Origin of the sequence: Pseudomonas ficuserectae (assembly GCF_024584585.1) — a bacterium.
GTDB lineage: Bacteria > Pseudomonadota > Gammaproteobacteria > Pseudomonadales > Pseudomonadaceae > Aquipseudomonas > Aquipseudomonas amygdali.
The window spans coordinates 4255220-4272488 of sequence record NZ_CP085684.1 but is presented as its reverse complement, the minus strand read 5'-3'; the positions used below and the strand labels follow the sequence as shown (position 1 = coordinate 4272488).

The following is a 17269-nucleotide window of genomic DNA, read 5'->3' as shown; positions in this document are numbered from 1 at the left end:
GGTAAACAGGCTCTAGAATGCTCGATCACTTTTCAAGGAGACAGTCCATGCAGGCGCTCGACGTTTTGCTCAATCGCGTATCGGTTCCGCGACTGGTCGACCCGGCCCCGGATGCTGCGCAGCGGTAAATCATGTTCGGTGCGGCGCTGCGCTCACCGGATCATGGACAGCTCAAGCCTTATCGTTTCCTGACCGTCGAAGGCCCGGCCCGTGAGCGCATGGGCGAGCTGCTGGTGGAAGCGCTGCAGCAAAGTGGTGGTGAAGTTACTCCGCAGGCGCTGGAAAAGGCCCGTCTGGGACCGTTGCGCGCACCCTTGGTGGTGGTCGTGATCGCGCGCTTGCAGGACCACTTCAAAGTCCCGCACTCGGAACAGCGGATCACCGCCGGATGCGCCGCACATGGCGTGTTGTTGGCAGCGTATGCACTGGGTATCGGTGCGGTCTGGAGGACTGGCGAGCTGTCCTATGCGCCGCAGGTGGCCAAGGGCTTCGGCCTTGAAGCCGGCGAAGAAGTGCTCGGCTTTCTGTACCTGGGCACCCCGCTGAACCCGCCGCGCGAAGCGCCGAAAGTCGATGTGGGCGGGTTTGTCAGCGAGTGGCAGGGCTGATCAGACAGACGATAAACTGAGCGGCTCTCTGGGCAGATCCAGCGTGGCGATAAACCCGCCTTCCGGGTGATTGCCCAGCATCAGGGTGCCGCCATGTCGCTCCGCTGCGCGTTTGGCGATCGCCAGCCCCAGGCCGTGACCGGGCGTGGTCTGGCCGGGGGCGCGGTAAAACGGCTCGCCCAGTTGTGCCAGATGCTCGTCGGCAACCCCCGGGCCATGATCGCGGACGCTCAAACGGACGTGATCGCCGACCTGAGTTGCCTGCAGATCGATGAGCTGACCGGAGGGGTTGAAGCGCAGCGCGTTGCGCAGCAGGTTGTCCAGCGCACGTTCGATCATGTCCGGCCAGCCTTTGAACTGCAGGTTGTCCTGCACCTCTACGCGAATGTTCTGGTCGATACCGTCCAGTTGGGTGTCGTTCTTCAGGCGCTGCAGCAGCGCTTCGAGGTCGACAGGCTCAGGGCCGCGAAGCTCGGCGTCGAGGCGCGCCAAGGCCAGGATCTCGCTGATCAGCGCCTCCAGCCGGTCACACTCACGACCCAACCGTGGCCAGAGCTTTTCACGCTCGGCAGGCTCCGCACGTTCAGCCAGCGCCAGGGCGATGCGCAATCGGGCCAGCGGTGAGCGCAATTCATGAGACACATCGCGCAGCAACTGACGCTGACTGCCAATCAGGCTTTGCAGGCGCGCGCCCATGCGGTTGAAGTCCTTGGCCAGTACGCCGAATTCGTCACGCCGATTGGCCAGTTGGCCGAGGCTGTGCTGTTGATAGCTGGTCTGCCCCAGATCATGCACTGCACCGCGCAGGCGACTCAGCGGTCGTGTAATCGACAGCGTCACGAACAGGCTGAACAGGGTCAGCACCACCAGCGCAATGCCCAGCGCACTCAGCGGCCACATCAGGCTCTGGCGGTGCCACTCGTCGAGCTCCGGGTGTGGAACGCGGTAGATGAACAGGTACGTTTCACCGGTTTTCGGGCTGCTGTATTCAGTGGCCAGGCGGCGCCAGGGCAGTTTGCGGCCCTGGTCCTCGTCGGCCTGCTGTCGAGCTTCCAGCGCGGCTGCGCGCGGCGGGAAAGTGCCACGCACCATAGGCTCGCCGCTGTCGCTGAGCACTTGTGTGTCGATACGATTGCGACGTTTGATGTCCTGAAGAAATTCCTGAGCGTTATCCGCGCCCTTGTCCTCGAAGCGTTGCGTCCACTGCTCGGGCAACGAGTTGAGCACCGGGTGACGACTGAGGATCCACGCATCCTGATTGAGCATGTGCCCCATGAGCACCGACAGGCCGCCTACCAGAGCGATGGCCAGCCAGAAGCTGGCCAGGATTCGCCAGAACAATGAACGCACGGGATTTCCTCGGTCTCAGTAAAAAAGCCCGGCATGCGCGTGCATGCCGGGTTGTGTTCAGCTCATCGGGCCGCGAGGCCTGATGATTACAGCGTTTTTGCCGCTTTTGCTGCTTTCCAGGCCTTGAACTCGGCCCATTCGGCGCGACGCTCATCTTCTTTCTTCTTGATTTCGTCAAACAGCTTCTGCTGATCAGGCCTCAGCAGTGCACGAACTTCGCTGTCGGTCTTGGAGCGTTTGGCTTCGATTTCGTCGTGCATTGCTTTCTGGTCGGCAGCAGGCATTTTTTCCAGGTAGCTTTGAGTGATTTCGCGGCGATCGTGCCGTTGCTCGCGCATCAAGCGTTCGATCTGCTGACGCTGTTCACGTGTCAGGTCCAGCTCAGCCATCGGTCCCATCGGGCCAGGGCAGCGATCCATACGTGGGCCAGGGCCAGGGCCGCGGTCATCGCGATCCATGTGCATGGCAGGTGCGTCAGCATCCGGGCCACCAGCAGGTGGCGCTGGTGGTGCGGCCATGGCAATGGTCGGCAGGGCAGTGGCAAACATCAAAGCGATCAGGGTCTTGCGCATTGTGTATCTCCTTGTCTCTAGTGCGGCTCGATGCCGATGAGCCCAGTTTAGGGAGATCAAGGTCAAGCGCAGTCAGCGCTTGGTAAAGCTTGTGTAAGGGGGCAGTTGCTTACAAAGCATAATAATAGCCGCGGCTGCGCAGGGCGACGATGCGTGGACGACCGTCAGCGTGAGGGCCGATTTTCTTGCGCAGGTTGCTGACGTGCATGTCCAGGCTGCGGTCGTAGAGCGTCAGTTTGCGGCCCAGCGCCAGTTGCGCCAGCTCTTGCTTGTCCAGTGGTTTGCCGGGCTGGCGCATCAGTGCTTCAAGCAGACGGCTTTCGGAGACGGTGAGGGTCAGTTCCTTTTCGTCGACACTGACCACGCCGCGCATCGGGCTGAAGGTCAGGTCACCCAGTTCCAGTTGCGTAGACGACGCCACCGGGTGACTGCGACGCAGCACGGCGCGCAGGCGGGCGGTGAGCTCACGCGGGTCGCAGGGTTTTGCCAGGTAGTCATCAGCGCCCAGTTCAAGTCCCAGAATGCGGTCCAGCGGTTCGCCGCGTGCCGAGAGCATGACCACCGGCAGGTCCGGGTGGTCATTGCGCAATTGCTTGAGCAGTTCCAGGCCGCTGCCATCAGGCAGCATTACGTCCAGCACCACGGCCGCCGGAGCTGCATCGGCCAGAGCCTGACGCGCACTGGCCCCGTCGTGACAGGCGCGCACCTGAAAGCCTTCCTGGCTCAGCCAACTGCTCAGCAGTTCGCACAGCTCCTGATCATCATCAATTAGTAACAGCTCGCTCATGACTCACTCAATTTAGCCACTGCCGACGTTGCCTACGCCAACCGCTGACCAATATACCGCACAGAAGGGCGAACATCGCAACGCCACCGCCTGCGACGAACCATTGTTGTTGCTCGGTCAGCAAGCGAGGAGGCGCTGCCGACGGTGCTTCTTTGAGCTGCAACTTGAGCTTTTGGTTCTCCTGGCGCAAACGTGTCAACAAGGCGTTGTCGCGTTCCGGATCGACGTTTTGCAACTGCCGTGTCAGCTCGTCGCGCTGACGCTCGCTGTCCTTGAGCCGCAACTGAAGGTCGGCAATCTGATTGGCGGGGCTGGGCAGGTGCAAAGGCTGCACTGCGCCGCTCTCATTGACCGTCTCGGCGTTCACCTGAAACCCTGTCGCCATCAAAACTGCCAACAGAAACCACGTACCTGAACGCATCTGAACTCCCTTTTACCGAGCCGTATAAATTCGCACATTGAGCAGGGTATCGGCAGGGTGTCAGGAAGGATGAGCAAGAGGCGGGGTTCAATACGGCTCTGCCTCGGTTGATGCAGAGCGCGTAAGGGTGTCAGAGGAGGTGATCAGGGCAGGACGAGCTTGAATGGCTTGACCACGACATTGGCATAAACGCCTGCCGCAACATATGGATCGGCTTCGGCCCACGCCTTGGCGTCGCTTTGCGATTCAAACTCGGCCACGATCAGGCTGCCGCTGAAACCGGCAGCACCCGGGTCGTTGCTGTCGGCTGCCGGGTGTGGACCGGCCAGCACCAGACGGCCTTCATCCTTGAGCGCGTTTAGGCGCTCAAGGTGTGCCGGGCGCACGCTGAGGCGTTTTTCCAGCGAGTTTTCGACGTCGGTGGCGATGATTGCGTAGAGCATGTCAGTCCTCGGATTTGGTCGTATTGGGTGCGGTGTCGTGCAGATGGCGTGACAGGTAGATCCCCTGGCCGACCAGGAAGATCAGGGTCATGCCCAGGCTGCCGAATACTTTGAAGTCGACCCAGAATTCCTGATAGGTGAAGGCCACGTACAGGTTGGCCGCGCCGCAGAACAGGAAGAATACGATCCAGGCGATGTTGAGCCGGGTCCAGATTGCCGCTGGCAGGGTCAATGCGTGGCCCATGATGCGCTGGATAAGCGGGCGGTCACCGATGAAATGACTGCCGGCGAAAGCCACGGCAAATAGCCAGTTGACCACCGGGGCTTTCCATTTCAGGAAGGTTTCGCTGTGGAAGGCCAGTGTCAGACTGCCAAACACCAGACAGGCGACCAGTGTGAGCCACTGGCTTTTTTCCAGCTTGCGCTGTTTGAGGTAAAGAATGCCGTAGACCACCACCGAACTGATGATCAGCATCGCCGTTGCGCTGAAAATGCCGCCTACCATATAGGTATTGCCGAGGATATCCACGGCACGCGGCTCGGTTTTGTAAACGATGAAAAACAGGAGCAGCGGGATGAAGTCGATGAATTGTTTCACAATGGCAGCCAGAAGCAGGATGTGGCGGCATAATAACAAACATCAATGAACACGAAAGCACCACTATGAATGTTGACCTGCACTGCCACAGCACCGCTTCCGACGGGGCGCTCTCGCCCACGGCACTGGTTGCCCGTGCTCATGAAAACGGCGTGCGCGTCCTTTCGCTGACCGACCACGACACCCTCGAAGGGCTTGAAGAAGCCCGCGCGGTAGCGCATTCATTGGGCATGCAGCTGGTCAACGGGGTGGAGCTGTCCTGCACCTGGGGCGGTGCGACCATCCATATTCTGGGCTATGGATTCGATACCCAGGCCCCGGCGCTGACTGAAGCTATCAGCCGTTTGCATGAGGGACGCTGGCTGCGTGCTGAAGAAATCAGCCGCAAATTGGCGATCAAAGGTATGCCTGGCGCGCTGGAAGGTGCTCGCGCGATCCAGCAGGAGCTGGGTGACAGCGGTAATGCGCCTGCGCGTCCACACTTTGCTGACTTCATGGTGCGCGCAGGTTTCGTCAAGGACCGCGCCGAGGCGTTTCGCAAATGGCTGGGTGCTGGCAAACTGGGCGATGTGAAGCAGCACTGGCCAACGCTGGAAGAAACCGTCGCCACCTTGCGGGCATCGGGTGCATGGGTCAGCCTCGCGCATCCTTCACATTATGACTTTACTCGCAGTAAACGGCGTAAACTGGTCGGCGATTTCGTCCAGGCCGGTGGGCACGCCATAGAAGTGGTCAATGGCATGCAGCCTGCCGATCAGGTCGGGACCCTTGCCATCCTTGCACGCGAGTTCGGTCTGCTGGTTACTGCCGGCAGCGACTTCCACGGTCCTGGCAACTGGGGCGAGATCGGCACTTATCGTCCCGTGCCTGAAGATCTACCGCCTTTGTGGTGCAGATTCAAACATGAACAGCCTACCGCCGCCGTCTGAACAGGAAGTTACCGTGAGTCAATTTTTCCAGGTCCATCCGGAAAACCCGCAGCCGCGCCTGATCAAACAGGCCGCGGAAATCATAAAAGCCGGCGGGCTGGTGGTGTACCCGACAGATTCGTCCTATGCGCTGGGTTGCCAGATCGGTGACAAGAGCGCCATCGAGCGTATCCGCCGTCTGCGTCAGCTGGACGACAAGCACAACTTCACCCTGATGTGCTGCGATCTGTCGCAACTGGGGCTTTTTGCCAAGGTCGACACCGGCGCTTTCCGCGCACTCAAGGCGCATACGCCGGGGCCGTACACCTTTATTCTCAACGCCACTCGCGAGGTGCCGCGCCTGGTGCTGCACCCCAAGCGCCGCACCATCGGCCTGCGCGTGCCGAGCCACCCCATTGCCCAGGCCTTGCTCGAGCAATTGGGCGAGCCGCTGATGAGCGTCAGCCTGATCATGCCGGGTGACACTGTGCCGCTCAGCGATCCTTACGAGATGCGCCAGATTCTCGAGCATCAGGTGGACCTGATCATTGATGGCGGGATCGGCGGTATTTCGGCGTCCACAGTCATCAACCTGGCTGGCGGAGAGCCAGAAGTGGTTCGGGTTGGCTGCGGTGATCCAACGCCGTTCGGTGAACGCGCTTAATGACCGTCGTCGAGTCCGTCGACAGCCAGGCAGACGCCCAGCAGGAGCTGCCGTTCGCGCTGGTCTACGGGCGTGCGGTCACGCAGATGCCGCTGGACCTGTACATCCCGCCCGATGCGCTTGAGGTCTTTCTTGAAGCGTTCGAGGGGCCGCTCGACCTGCTGCTGTACCTGATCCGCAAACAGAACATCGATATCCTCGATATTCCCGTGGCCGAGATCACCAAGCAGTACATGGGTTACGTCGAGTTGATGAAAACCGTGCGCCTTGAGCTGGCGGCCGAATACCTGGTCATGGCCGCAATGCTGGCTGAGATCAAGTCGCGCATGCTGCTGCCGCGCTCGGCGGAAGTCGAAGAGGAAGAAGGCGACCCGCGCGCCGAGCTGATTCGCCGCTTGCAGGAATACGAGCGCTTCAAGGCCGCTGCTGAAGGCATAGATGGCTTGAGCCGGGTCGGCCGCGATGTCATCGTGCCGAAACTGGACGCCCCCGAAGCCCGTGCGCGCAAGTTGCTGCCGGATGTCAGTCTTGAAGAAGTGCTGATGTCGATGGCCGAAGTGCTGCACCGCGGCGACATGTTCGAAAGCCATCAGGTCAGCCGCGAGGCGCTGTCGACGCGTGAGCGCATGAGCGACGTGCTGGAACGTCTCAAGGGCAGCGGTTTTGTACCGTTCGCCGAGCTGTTTACCGCAGAAGAAGGTCGTCTGGGCGTGGTCGTGACATTTATGGCGGTGCTGGAGCTGGTCAAGGAATCCCTTGTCGAGCTGGTCCAAAACGAGCCCTTTGCGGTGATCCATGTCCGGGCGCGAGCCGAGTAGAGCAAGAACACACCCATGAACCTCAACGAACCGCGTGAACTGGCCCCGTTGCTTGAAGCCTTTCTGCTGGCCTCCGGAAAGCCGCAGACACTGGAGCGGCTGTATGAGCTGTTCGAAGAGGGCGAGCGTCCCGAACCGCCGATTTTCAAAAAAGCGCTGGATGTGCTGCGTAAGTCTTGCGAGGGGCGTGCTTTCGAACTCAAGGAAGTCGCTTCGGGGTATCGCCTGCAGATTCGTGACCGGTTCTCCCCATGGGTCGGACGGTTGTGGGAAGAACGGCCGCAGCGTTACTCCCGCGCCATGCTGGAAACCCTGGCCTTGATCGCTTATCGCCAGCCGATCACGCGGGGCGAAATTGAAGACGTGCGCGGTGTTGCGGTGAACAGCCACATCGTCAAGACCCTGCTGGAACGCGAGTGGATTCGGGTGGTGGGCTATCGTGACGTGCCCGGTAAGCCGGCGATGTTTGCTACCACCAAGGGGTTTCTGGATCACTTCAACCTCAAAAGCCTGGACGAGCTGCCGCCGCTGGCCGACCTGCGCGAGATGGAAACCGAGCCGGTCCTGGATTTCGAAGACGCCCCCGTACCCGCGCACCTGCAGGCCCTGGCAGACGCCAGCCTCGATCCGGAAGCGGAACCCGAAGCACCTCGCGACGAAACCAGCTTCCGCAGCCTGCTGGTGGAACTGGATTCGATGGAGCAGGGCCTCAAGACCGACTTCGACGACCTGCTGCGGGCGGAGCCAGAGCCAGAGTCTGAAGACGACAAAGGCGACGATGAGGTCTGATTGACTATCGCTCCCACGCTGAAGCGTTCAGCGTGATACGCAAGTCTCGTGGGAGCGAGCTTGCTCGCGAAGGCGATGGTGCAGGCTCGCTATTTTCGGATTCTGTAAGGGCCCTTTCGCGAGCAAGCTCGCTCCCACAAGACCTGTATGTAGCCATGAGCGCTCTGCGTCCTCTTGATACCTCGTCCTGGAGCGTGCAGCGCACTTCGGTCGAATTCATACGCCTGACCAGAGTCACATACGATATCCCTCGCCATGAGAACCGCTGCCCATGAGTTCGACCAAGAACCCCTGCATCAGCCTGTGCAAGTTCGATGATGACATCTGCCTGGGCTGTGGCCGCAGCAAGCGTGAAATCAAGTCCTGGAAGAAACTCGACAAGGATGACAAGCGCACGGTACTCGATGAGTCCGCCAAGCGGCTGGCGAAGCTCAAGACCGCCGGTCGTAAAAAGAAGAAGTGATTCGGGCATTTGCCACTGACGCTGGATGCGTAAACCGGCGCAGGGGCGTATGATGGCCGACCCTCGGCGATCAAGTGTCGCCCGGGCTTTCAAGTATTTCGCCCTGCCGCTATCCACAGCGTGCCGGGCACAGGTCTTGCCGGTTCTCGGCCAGCCCTGATTCGACACACCGGGAGGTGCCCAGATGAGTGAAAAAGACAAGCAGGACAGCCAGGAAATCGGACCCGCAGGCGAAAAGCTGCAGAAGGTTCTGGCGCGCATTGGCGTGGGTTCACGCCGTGACGTAGAAGCCTGGATTACCCAAGGCCGCATCAAGGTCAATGGCAAGGACGCGACCCTCGGTCAACGCGTCGACCTGCATGACGCCATCAGTGTCGATGGTCGCGTCATCAAGCGCGAAGAAGCAGCCGAAACGGTTCGCCGCGTGATCATGTACAACAAGCCCGATGGCGAAATCTGCACCCGTGACGACCCTGAAGGTCGTCCGACCGTGTTCGATCGTCTGCCGCGCCCGAAAGAGGGTCGCTGGATCAACATCGGCCGTCTCGACATCAACACCACCGGTCTGCTGATGTTCACCACTGACGGTGAGCTCGCCAACCGTCTGATGCACCCATCGTTTGAAATGGACCGCGAATATGCGGTTCGTGTACGTGGCGAAGTCGATGACGACATGCTGCTGCGCCTCAAGAATGGTGTGATTCTTGAAGACGGTCCGGCACGTTTCACCGATATCCAGCAGGCACCGGGCGGCGAAGGCTTTAACCACTGGTATCACTGCGTGGTAATGGAAGGTCGTAACCGTGAAGTGCGCCGTCTCTGGGAATCCCAGGGGCTGGTGGTCAGCCGTCTGAAGCGCGTGCGTTACGGGCCGGTGTTCCTCAACTCCGACCTGCCGATGGGCCGCTGGCGCGAAATGAGCCAGTACGAAGTCGACATTCTGGCGGCCGAAGTCGGTCTGCAACCTGTGGCCCAGCCGCAGATGAATGCCAAGACCAAAGACAAGATGGAACGTCTGCAGCGTCAATCGTCGCGCCCCCTGGGCAAAGGCGAGCGCGTTCGCACCTTGCGTCCGGCTGCTGGCGCTCCGGCGACCGGCGATCGCGCACCGCGTCAGCCGCAAATTACCGGCAGCGAACGTGATCGTCCGCGTGGCGGCGACTCCACGCAGCGTCCTTCGCCGCGCAAGGACTCGGGCAAGCCCGGTTCGCGTGCACCGCGTCCGGCAGACAACAGCCGTGGCACACCGGTCGCCGAGCGTCCGAGCGAGATGAATAAGCGCCCGGCCAAGCCTGGGCCAAAGCGTGTCGGCATCAAGCTGGTCAACGACGATGCGCCGTCAGGCAAGCGTCGCGGTCCACCGGCAGGTTCGGGTCAGCGTCCTGGCTTCGGTCGTCGCAAGCCTGAGTGATCCTGTGGTGTGAATGAATGGCATCGCCAGCCCCCAGGGCTGGCGTTGTCGTTTTTGGCGATGTGAAAAACCTTGTCATACAGCCCCGCTGCATTCATTTCCCTGTTTCAACCTCAACCTGGATGCAGGTGTACAATGCCGCGCTTTTTTCTGTGAATCATTGCTGCTCAATACTTCGGATCACCCGTCCGGGGTGCTGCAATTCTGTTGCGTCACAAGCGCGGCAGGTCCTTTTCGGTCACAGAACAAGAACAATCAGGTAGCTATCGAATGAGTGAAACAACTGCACCCTCGGGTGAATTGAAGCGAGGTCTGAAGAATCGGCACATTCAGCTGATTGCTCTGGGCGGCGCTATCGGCACTGGCTTGTTTCTCGGGTCGGCGGGCGTGCTGAAATCGGCCGGGCCTTCGATGATTCTCGGTTATGCGATTTGTGGCTTCATCGCTTTCATGATCATGCGCCAGCTTGGCGAGATGATCGTCGAAGAACCCGTCGCCGGGTCGTTCAGCCATTTTGCCCACAATTATTGGGGCGGTTTCGCCGGGTTCCTGTCCGGCTGGAATTGCTGGCTGCTGTACATCCTGGTCGGTATGTCGGAGCTGACTGCTGTCGGCAAGTACATTCATTACTGGCTGCCGGACATCCCGAGCTGGGTTTCAGCGGCTGCGTTCTTCATTCTGATCAATGCCATCAACCTGACCAACGTCAAGGTGTTCGGCGAGACCGAGTTCTGGTTCGCGATCATCAAGGTGGTGGCGATTATCGGCATGATCGCGCTGGGCAGTTACATGCTGGTCAGTGGCAGTGGCGGCCCGCAGGCGTCGGTCAGCAACCTCTGGGAGCATGGCGGATTCTTTCCCAATGGTGTCGGCGGGCTGGTCATGGCGCTGGCAATCATCATGTTCTCGTTCGGCGGTCTGGAAATGCTCGGCTTCACCGCTGCCGAGGCCGAACAGCCGAAGACCGTGATCCCCAAGTCGATCAATCAGGTCATCTACCGCATCCTGATTTTCTACATCGGCGCACTGGTGGTGCTGTTGTCGCTGACACCCTGGGACAGCCTGCTGGCCAGCCTCAATGCCTCGGGTGACTCCTATAGCGGCAGCTCGTTCGTGCAGGTGTTCTCGATGCTGGGTAGCGATGCGGCGGCGCATATCCTGAACTTCGTGGTACTGACTGCAGCGCTGTCGGTTTATAACAGCGGCACTTATTGCAACAGCCGCATGTTGGTAGGCATGGCCGAGCAGGGCGATGCGCCCAAAGCGCTGGCGCAGGTCGACAGGCGCGGGGTGCCGGTCAAGGCTATCTTTGCGTCTGCCGCGGTGACCGTGGTGGCGGTTCTGCTCAATTACTTCGTGCCGCAGCAGGCGCTGGAGCTGTTGATGTCGCTGGTAGTGGCCACGCTGGTCATTGAAATTCCGCCAGCACATGAACCGCACCGCCCAAGTGCCGCTGTTCAAGGCGCTGTGGTATCCCTACGGTAACTACGTGTGTCTGGCGTTTGTGCTGTTTATCCTCGGCATCATGCTGATGATTCCCGGCATCCAGATATCGGTTTATGCGATACCGGTCTGGCTGGCGGTCATGTGGGTGTGTTATCGGGCCAAGAACAGGCGTAGCGTTGTCATGAATGCCGAGACTGGCAAATAACCGTGCCTGTTGCAGAAAAGAAGATGCCCCGATGCTGGTGATTTCCAACAATGTTCATTTGCCGGACGCCGAGATCGAGCTGACGGCCATTCGCGCCCAAGGCGCGGGTGGGCAAAACGTCAACAAGGTCTCCAGCGCCGTGCATTTGCGTTTTGACATCAACGCCTCGTCGCTGCCGCCGTTCTACAAGGAGCGGCTGCTGGCGTTGAGTGACAGTCGCATCACCAGCGATGGTGTGATCGTGCTCAAGGCCCAGCAATACCGCACTCAGGAACAGAACCGCGCCGACGCGTTATTGCGCTTGAGCGAGTTGATCGTCAACGCCGCCAAAGTCGAAAAGAAACGCCGCCCGACACGGCCGACCCTGGGTTCCAAGACCCGCCGCCTGGAGTCCAAGAGCAAACGCGGCTCGATCAAGGCCGGACGCGGGAAAGTGGATTTCTGAGTACGGCTGGCCCTTCAAGATCGGACGCAGAGCGTCCAGAACGGCGTTACCACGCGGGAGCGTGGGAACGATCAGCCCGAATATCGTGCGACGCTCTGCGTCGCATGCCTTTCCGGACGCTCTGCGTCCTCTCGGCGACGCAGAGCGTCGAGACCTGCATTCCCACGCTGGAGCGTGCGGAACGATAATCCCAACTATCGCGCGTCGCTCCGCGTCGCATGCCGTTCTGGATCGTGGGAACGATGACCGGAACCGATCATCAGTGGCGCAATACCTGCGTCTGCTTGTACAGATAGACGCTTAACGCCAGTCCGGTAAGTGACGCCAGCGCCGCAAACAGGAAGATCGAGACAAAGCCGAAGCCTGCGGCAATCGCGCCTGCCAGTGGGCCGGTGATGCCCAGGGACAGGTCGATGAACAGCGAGTAAGCACCGACCGCAGCGCCTCGGCTGGAGGCAGGGACGAGGTTCACAGCTTCCACGCCCAGCGCGGGAAACACCAACGAGAACCCGAAACCGGTCAACGCCGCGCCAGCCAGTGCCAGCTCCGGAGTGGGGGCCACCCACAGCAGCAACAGCCCCAGGCTTTCCCCTGACAGGCAGACAATCGCTACCCGAAAGCCTCCCAGACGATTGATCAGGTTGCCGAACAGCAGGCGCGCCGCGATGAAGCTGCCACCGAACAGGGTCAGACACAGCGCCGCATTCGGCCAGTGGTTGCTCGCGTAATACAGGGTGATAAAGGTGGCTATGGTGCCGAAGCCGATGCCGCCCAGCGCCAGGCCCATGCCGTGTGGAAACACTCGCCCCAGTACGTGCATGAAGGGCAGCCGTTCACCTGGCACAATCGGTGCGGCCTGCTTGTGCCAGGTCAGGTACAGGCCCAGCGCGCAGAGCAGCATGATGCTGACACCTACTGTCCACAACCCGAGTGAGTCAACCATCCAGACACCCAGCGGTGCGCCGATGGCCAGAGCGCCGTAGCTGGCGATACCGTTCCAGGAGATCACTTTGGCAGTGTTCTGCGCGCCGACCCGGCCGATGCCCCAGCCAATCGAGCCCGAACCTACCAGACTTTCCGCGCTGCCGAGAATCACCCGGCCAATCAGCAGAATGATCAGGCTCGTCATCGGCCAGCTGTCCAGCCAGACCGGCACCAGCATGAACACACCGCTCAGCCCGCAGCCGGTCAGGCCGATCTGCACGGCTTTCTTGCTGCCTAGATTGTCGATGATACGGCTCGCCCATGGTCGACTGATCAATGTCGCCAGGTACTGCACGCTGATCACCAGGCCTGCGATAACCGCGCCGAAGCCTAAATCGCTGTGGACGTAGCCTGGCAGTACGGCAAGCGGAATACCGATATTCAGGTAGCCGATAAACGTGAACATCACAATGGAAATGACGGTTTGGGTAACAGCCATAGGGGTTTGCGGCGTGGTTTGCTGTGTCTCGGGCATGGGGCAGGCTTTCATTCTATGCGGGTATGGCGTTCGAGCGGGCAGGGGAAAACCCTTAGCAAGCTCTCGAAGTGCTTATCATACCGACGCATCGCGTCATGCAGGTGCAACGAAGTGAAATAAACGGCGAATGGAGGATTATTTGTTTGCCGGGGCTACAAGCTGTGTGGTCACGAGGGCGGCCAAGGCGTTTTCCTGAGTACCGAAACGGGCGAGCAGGGCGCTCTGTTTTTCCGGGCTGAGGCGTGACCAGATTTCGATCATTTTCTCGGCGGTGCCAATCAGGGCATTGGCTTGCGTTTCAGTGAAGTCGTTCATAAAAATCTGCTGTTTGCCTGTTACTGGTTTTCCAGGCGTATTGAAAATCGGCAGAACCGTTTTTCGATACGCCTGAAAACAATCGCCTTCAGTCTTTGCTTCCGGCTTTCTGGCTGTCTTGAGCCGAGGGTGCTGCTTTCATTGCGACAGGTTGACCGAGCTCCTGTTGAGCCAGGGTCGACTGTTGTGGTTCCTGTTGGCCTGGTGGGAAGTTAGGGATTTCATGCATCGTCGTCGCTCCTCGCAAGGGGTTGCAGATAGAACCGTGCTTTAAAAAGCCTGCGCAGGATAACCCACCGAAAATGACAATCAGGATATTTTTTTACCCCGATTGCCCTGATTGTGAAACAAAATGGCTTTTTTACTGTCCGGCTTTTTATCTCGCGAGGCGCTGACGAGCTTGATTTCATTGGGCCAGACCGCGTGAGCAGGGTCCGCGGCCCGTTGAACATTTTATTTTCGGCCTTCTGCATCCTTGGCCACTTCGTCAGTGCGCGCGGCCATGATGAAATCGTTGCGGTGCAGGCCTTTGATCGAGTGGCTCCACCAGGTCACCGTCACTTTGCCCCATTCGGTCAGCAGGCCTGGATGGTGGCCTTCAGCCTCGGCAATCTCGCCGACCGCGTTGGTGAACGCCAAAGCGAATTTGAAGTTCTTGAACAGGAATACTTTTTCCAGCTGCATGACGCCGTCGCGCACTTCAATATTCCAGTCGGGGATCTGCTTGAGCAGTTCCGGCAGCTCGGCTTCGCTGACTTGTGGGGCGTCTGCTCGGCAGGCTTCGCAATGGGCTTGATTCAAGGTACTCATAAACAGGGTTTCCTTTTCAGATACCTGGCCGAGGGTCAGGCGGCGTGGCTTTTGGTTTTAGGTGGAAATTTGGGAGCGTGCAAGCCCAACTGCATGCCCTGTTCTACCAGCGCCATGATGTCTTCCTGCGCCAGGTCGAACAGGTGCTTGAGGCTTGGCAGAACAAAATACAGCGGTTGCAGAATGTCGATGCGGTACGGCGTGCGCATCGCTTCAAGCGGGTCGAATAGCTGGTGTTCGGGAGCCGGCGACAGGCTGTACACCGCTTCCTTGGGCGAAGAAAGAATACCGCCGCCGTAGATTTTGCGCCCCTGTGGTGTGTCGACCAGACCAAATTCGATGGTCATCCAGTACAGCCGGGCCAGATACACACGTTGTTCCTTGCTCGCGCTCAGGCCGAGTTTGCCGTAGGTATGAGTAAATTCGGCAAACCAAGGATTGGTCAGCAGCGGGCAGTGACCAAAGATTTCGTGAAAGATGTCCGGCTCCTGAAGATAATCCAGTTCTTCCTCGGTGCGAATAAACGTCGCCACCGGGAAGCGCTTGCTGGCCAGCAGTTCAAAGAACGTCTGGAACGGGATCAGCGCTGGCACTCGCTCAACCTGCCAGCCGGTGGTTGCACCCAGCACCTTGTTGATTTCACCCAGCTGCGGAATACGGTCATGGAGCAGGCCCAGTTGCTCGATACCGTACAGATACTCCTGGCAGGCTCGGCCTTCAATAATCGTCATCTGCCGGGTAATCAGGGTGTTCCATACCGCATGTTCGGCTGCTGTGTAATCAATGAAACCCGAAGCGTCCGGCTCGCGTGCCACGTAAAGCGTCTGGGCCATGCTGATGTCCTCGAAAGGCTGCTCTTGTAAACGTATTTTTGTAAAAGCCTGCCTGCAGGAATAACCCGCTTTCGACGATGGGTCTGCCTGTGAAAGCCGTCGCGCTCCCATCTTGTTGCCCAAATTCGTAACGAAAACTTTACGTGTGGTTCCCGTGGACCATGAATTCAGCAGATTGCTCTCTCGCGAAGCGTGCCTCTGTAACGTATTGTTGACGGAAAACTTTGCCACTCTCTAAAAAACCACGCTCACAGGGGCGAATGAATCATGCGCATCAAGGTGCATTGCCAGAACCGGATCGGCATTCTTCGCGACATTCTCGATCTGTTGGTGGCCTACGGCGTCAACGTGGCGCGTGGTGAAGTGGGGGGCGAGCATGGCGACGCTATCTATCTGCATTGCCCGAACCTGATCAATCTGCAGTTTCAGGCCCTGCGCCCGAAGTTTGAGGCGATCACCGGTGTATTCGGCGTCAAGCGTGTCGGGCTGATGCCCAGCGAGCGTCGGCACATGGAGCTCAACGCCTTGCTCGGTGCGCTGGAGTTCCCTGTGCTGTCCATCGACATGGCCGGTGCAATCGTCGCAGCCAATCGTGCAGCCGCGCAGTTGCTGGGCGTGCGGGTCGATGAAGTGCCGGGGATGCCGCTGTCGCGCTATGCCGAGGATTTCGACCTGCCTGAGCTGGTGCGGGCCAGCCAGTCGCGGATCAATGGTCTGCGGGTCAAGGTGCGCGGCGATGTGTTTCTCGCTGATATCGCCCCGTTGCAATCGGAGCACGATGACAGCGAAGCCATGGCCGGGGCCGTACTGACCCTGCACCGCGCTGATCGGGTTGGTGAGCGCATCTACCATGTGCGCAAACAGGAGTTACGCGGCTTTGACAGCATCTTTCAGAGTTCGAAGGTCATGGCTGCGGTGGTCCGCGAGGCGCGGCGCATGGCACCACTGGATGCGCCGCTGCTGATCGAGGGCGAAACCGGCACCGGCAAGGAATTGCTCGCCCGTGCCTGTCACCTGGCCAGCCCTCGTGGCCAGTCACCGCTGATGGCGCTCAACTGTGCCGGGCTGTCGGAGTCCATGGCCGAGATTGAGCTGTTCGGCTACGACCCGGGTGCGTTCGAGGGCGCGCGAGCGGAAGGCCGGCTCGGGTTGCTGGAGCTGACAGCAGGCGGCACGCTGTTCCTTGATGGTGTGGGTGAGCTGAGTGCGCGAATGCAGGCCAAGCTGCTGCGTTTCATTCAGGACGGCAGCTTTCGCCGGGTCGGCAGCGACGAGGACATGTTTCTCGATGTGCGTGTGATGTGTTCGACCCAGGTCGACCTGTCGGAGCTATGCGCCCAAGGGGTCTTCAGGCAGGACCTTTATCATCGCCTCAATGTGCTGTCGCTGCACATACCGCCGTTGCGCGATTGCCTGGACGGTCTTGAGCCGCTGGTGGAGCACTTTCTGGATCACGCCAGCCGCCAGATCGGCTGCCCGTTACCAGGCATTGCGCCGGGTGCCATCAAGCGCCTGAATCAGTACCACTGGCCCGGCAATGTAAGGCAATTGGAAAATGTATTGTTTCAGGCTGTATCGCTGTGTGACGGCAGCAAGGTGCAGGCCGAGCATATTCGTTTGCCGGATTACGGTGTGCGGCCAGGGCTGAGTGACGTGTCTCTGGAAGGGGGGCTGGACGCTATTATCGGGCGTTTCGAAAAATCGGTGCTGGAACATTTATATGCGCAATATCCCAGCAGTCGCCAATTGGGCAAACGCCTGGGGGTGTCACATACAACCATTGCCAACAAGTTGCGTGGCTATGAGTTGGGGCGTGAGTCAGGCCGGCACGCAGCCGATCAACAATCCGCTGATTGACCGCCCGGCAATCAACGCTCGTGTATACGCCCCGCAATCAATATCTGCGAGGCGTCGAGCACGG

At 59.7% G+C, this 17269-nt stretch carries 18 protein-coding genes and 2 pseudogenes; 10 read left to right on the top strand and 10 right to left on the bottom strand.

What is annotated here, in order from left to right; translation table 11 throughout:
- Nucleotides 1-47: 47 nt before the first annotated feature.
- Nucleotides 48-608 (top strand): annotated as a pseudogene (locus LJU29_RS18810) (nitroreductase family protein).
- Here the strand turns inward: LJU29_RS18810 and LJU29_RS18805 are convergent.
- The 6 genes from LJU29_RS18805 to LJU29_RS18780 all read right to left on the bottom strand — a co-directional run bounded on the left by LJU29_RS18805 (nucleotide 609) and on the right by LJU29_RS18780 (nucleotide 4779).
- Nucleotides 609-1958 (bottom strand): sensor histidine kinase, encoded by a 1350-nt coding sequence (locus LJU29_RS18805; RefSeq protein WP_060407152.1) that lies wholly within the window; start codon nucleotides 1956-1958, stop codon nucleotides 609-611.
- A gap of 86 nt (nucleotides 1959-2044) precedes the next feature.
- Nucleotides 2045-2530 carry a Spy/CpxP family protein refolding chaperone gene (locus tag LJU29_RS18800; RefSeq protein ID WP_257111047.1) on the bottom strand — a complete coding sequence of 162 codons (486 nt, stop codon included), beginning with the start codon at nucleotides 2528-2530 and terminating at the stop codon, nucleotides 2045-2047.
- Nucleotides 2531-2639: 109 nt separating this feature from the next.
- Nucleotides 2640-3317 carry a response regulator transcription factor gene (locus tag LJU29_RS18795; protein WP_057454712.1) on the bottom strand — a complete coding sequence of 226 codons (678 nt, stop codon included), beginning with the start codon at nucleotides 3315-3317 and terminating at the stop codon, nucleotides 2640-2642.
- A 7-nt stretch (nucleotides 3318-3324) separates the two neighbouring features.
- Complete coding sequence (locus LJU29_RS18790) at nucleotides 3325-3738, bottom strand: SH3 domain-containing protein (RefSeq protein ID WP_005755002.1); 414 nt, start codon at nucleotides 3736-3738, stop codon at nucleotides 3325-3327.
- A 143-nt stretch (nucleotides 3739-3881) separates the two neighbouring features.
- Entirely contained in the window at nucleotides 3882-4181 is a 300-nt protein-coding gene (locus tag LJU29_RS18785) for a YciI family protein (RefSeq protein ID WP_057454713.1), read from the bottom strand.
- A 1-nt stretch (nucleotide 4182) separates the two neighbouring features.
- Complete coding sequence (locus LJU29_RS18780; protein ID WP_002554458.1) at nucleotides 4183-4779, bottom strand: septation protein A; 597 nt, start codon at nucleotides 4777-4779, stop codon at nucleotides 4183-4185.
- Nucleotides 4780-4844: 65 nt separating this feature from the next.
- Between LJU29_RS18780 and LJU29_RS18775 the strand changes: the two genes are divergently transcribed.
- The 8 genes and pseudogenes from LJU29_RS18775 to arfB all read left to right on the top strand — a co-directional run bounded on the left by LJU29_RS18775 (nucleotide 4845) and on the right by arfB (nucleotide 11928).
- On the top strand, nucleotides 4845-5708 hold the full coding sequence (locus LJU29_RS18775; protein WP_005754998.1) for a PHP domain-containing protein: 864 nt from the start codon (nucleotides 4845-4847) through the stop codon (nucleotides 5706-5708).
- A gap of 13 nt (nucleotides 5709-5721) precedes the next feature.
- The gene (locus LJU29_RS18770) at nucleotides 5722-6351 is read left to right on the top strand and encodes an L-threonylcarbamoyladenylate synthase (protein WP_002554456.1); all 630 of its coding nucleotides are present in this window, start codon (nucleotides 5722-5724) and stop codon (nucleotides 6349-6351) included.
- Nucleotides 6351-7169 carry a segregation and condensation protein A gene (locus tag LJU29_RS18765; protein WP_002554455.1) on the top strand — a complete coding sequence of 273 codons (819 nt, stop codon included), beginning with the start codon at nucleotides 6351-6353 and terminating at the stop codon, nucleotides 7167-7169. The genes LJU29_RS18770 and LJU29_RS18765 overlap by 1 nt, the downstream gene beginning before the upstream one ends.
- Nucleotides 7170-7184: 15 nt before the next feature.
- Nucleotides 7185-7958, top strand: a complete 774-nt coding sequence (gene scpB / locus LJU29_RS18760; protein ID WP_005754992.1) for an SMC-Scp complex subunit ScpB — start codon at nucleotides 7185-7187, stop codon at nucleotides 7956-7958.
- Between the two features lie 271 nt (nucleotides 7959-8229).
- The gene (locus LJU29_RS18755; protein ID WP_003314720.1) at nucleotides 8230-8421 is read left to right on the top strand and encodes a DUF1289 domain-containing protein; all 192 of its coding nucleotides are present in this window, start codon (nucleotides 8230-8232) and stop codon (nucleotides 8419-8421) included.
- A 184-nt stretch (nucleotides 8422-8605) separates the two neighbouring features.
- A complete protein-coding gene (rluB, locus tag LJU29_RS18750; protein ID WP_005781848.1) occupies nucleotides 8606-9832 on the top strand; it encodes a 23S rRNA pseudouridine(2605) synthase RluB in 1227 nt (408 codons plus the stop codon).
- 270 nt (nucleotides 9833-10102) lie between these two features.
- Nucleotides 10103-11483: pseudogene (locus LJU29_RS18745) on the top strand (amino acid permease).
- 31 nt (nucleotides 11484-11514) lie between these two features.
- Nucleotides 11515-11928 carry an alternative ribosome rescue aminoacyl-tRNA hydrolase ArfB gene (gene arfB, locus LJU29_RS18740; protein ID WP_003314723.1) on the top strand — a complete coding sequence of 138 codons (414 nt, stop codon included), beginning with the start codon at nucleotides 11515-11517 and terminating at the stop codon, nucleotides 11926-11928.
- A gap of 259 nt (nucleotides 11929-12187) precedes the next feature.
- Here arfB and LJU29_RS18735 read toward each other — a convergent pair whose 3' ends face one another.
- From LJU29_RS18735 to phhA, 4 genes are all read right to left on the bottom strand, one after another.
- Nucleotides 12188-13387, bottom strand: a complete 1200-nt coding sequence (locus tag LJU29_RS18735; RefSeq protein ID WP_257111046.1) for an MFS transporter — start codon at nucleotides 13385-13387, stop codon at nucleotides 12188-12190.
- A 138-nt stretch (nucleotides 13388-13525) separates the two neighbouring features.
- On the bottom strand, nucleotides 13526-13705 hold the full coding sequence (locus tag LJU29_RS18730; RefSeq protein ID WP_005754983.1) for a hypothetical protein: 180 nt from the start codon (nucleotides 13703-13705) through the stop codon (nucleotides 13526-13528).
- 453 nt (nucleotides 13706-14158) lie between these two features.
- Nucleotides 14159-14515, bottom strand: a complete 357-nt coding sequence (locus LJU29_RS18725; RefSeq protein ID WP_005754980.1) for a 4a-hydroxytetrahydrobiopterin dehydratase — start codon at nucleotides 14513-14515, stop codon at nucleotides 14159-14161.
- A 35-nt stretch (nucleotides 14516-14550) separates the two neighbouring features.
- Nucleotides 14551-15348, bottom strand: a complete 798-nt coding sequence (phhA, locus tag LJU29_RS18720) for a phenylalanine 4-monooxygenase (protein ID WP_257111045.1) — start codon at nucleotides 15346-15348, stop codon at nucleotides 14551-14553.
- 267 nt (nucleotides 15349-15615) lie between these two features.
- Here phhA and LJU29_RS18715 point away from each other — a divergent pair, with 267 nt between their 5' ends.
- Complete coding sequence (locus tag LJU29_RS18715; protein WP_257111044.1) at nucleotides 15616-17205, top strand: sigma-54-dependent transcriptional regulator; 1590 nt, start codon at nucleotides 15616-15618, stop codon at nucleotides 17203-17205.
- Nucleotides 17206-17269: the final 64 nt, after the last annotated feature.

Coding starts and splice junctions, on each gene's coding strand:
- LJU29_RS18800 (WP_257111047.1), bottom strand. CDS start 2,530: ATGCGCAAGACCCTGATCGCTTTGATGTTTGCCACTGCCCTGCCGACC.
- LJU29_RS18795 (WP_057454712.1), bottom strand. CDS start 3,317: ATGAGCGAGCTGTTACTAATTGATGATGATCAGGAGCTGTGCGAACTG.
- LJU29_RS18790 (WP_005755002.1), bottom strand. CDS start 3,738: ATGCGTTCAGGTACGTGGTTTCTGTTGGCAGTTTTGATGGCGACAGGG.
- LJU29_RS18785 (WP_057454713.1), bottom strand. CDS start 4,181: ATGCTCTACGCAATCATCGCCACCGACGTCGAAAACTCGCTGGAAAAA.
- LJU29_RS18775 (WP_005754998.1), top strand. CDS start 4,845: ATGAATGTTGACCTGCACTGCCACAGCACCGCTTCCGACGGGGCGCTC.
- LJU29_RS18765 (WP_002554455.1), top strand. CDS start 6,351: ATGACCGTCGTCGAGTCCGTCGACAGCCAGGCAGACGCCCAGCAGGAG.
- scpB (WP_005754992.1), top strand. CDS start 7,185: ATGAACCTCAACGAACCGCGTGAACTGGCCCCGTTGCTTGAAGCCTTT.
- LJU29_RS18755 (WP_003314720.1), top strand. CDS start 8,230: ATGAGTTCGACCAAGAACCCCTGCATCAGCCTGTGCAAGTTCGATGAT.
- rluB (WP_005781848.1), top strand. CDS start 8,606: ATGAGTGAAAAAGACAAGCAGGACAGCCAGGAAATCGGACCCGCAGGC.
- arfB (WP_003314723.1), top strand. CDS start 11,515: ATGCTGGTGATTTCCAACAATGTTCATTTGCCGGACGCCGAGATCGAG.
- LJU29_RS18735 (WP_257111046.1), bottom strand. CDS start 13,387: ATGCCCGAGACACAGCAAACCACGCCGCAAACCCCTATGGCTGTTACC.
- LJU29_RS18730 (WP_005754983.1), bottom strand. CDS start 13,705: ATGAACGACTTCACTGAAACGCAAGCCAATGCCCTGATTGGCACCGCC.
- LJU29_RS18725 (WP_005754980.1), bottom strand. CDS start 14,515: ATGAGTACCTTGAATCAAGCCCATTGCGAAGCCTGCCGAGCAGACGCC.
- phhA (WP_257111045.1), bottom strand. CDS start 15,348: ATGGCCCAGACGCTTTACGTGGCACGCGAGCCGGACGCTTCGGGTTTC.
- LJU29_RS18715 (WP_257111044.1), top strand. CDS start 15,616: ATGCGCATCAAGGTGCATTGCCAGAACCGGATCGGCATTCTTCGCGAC.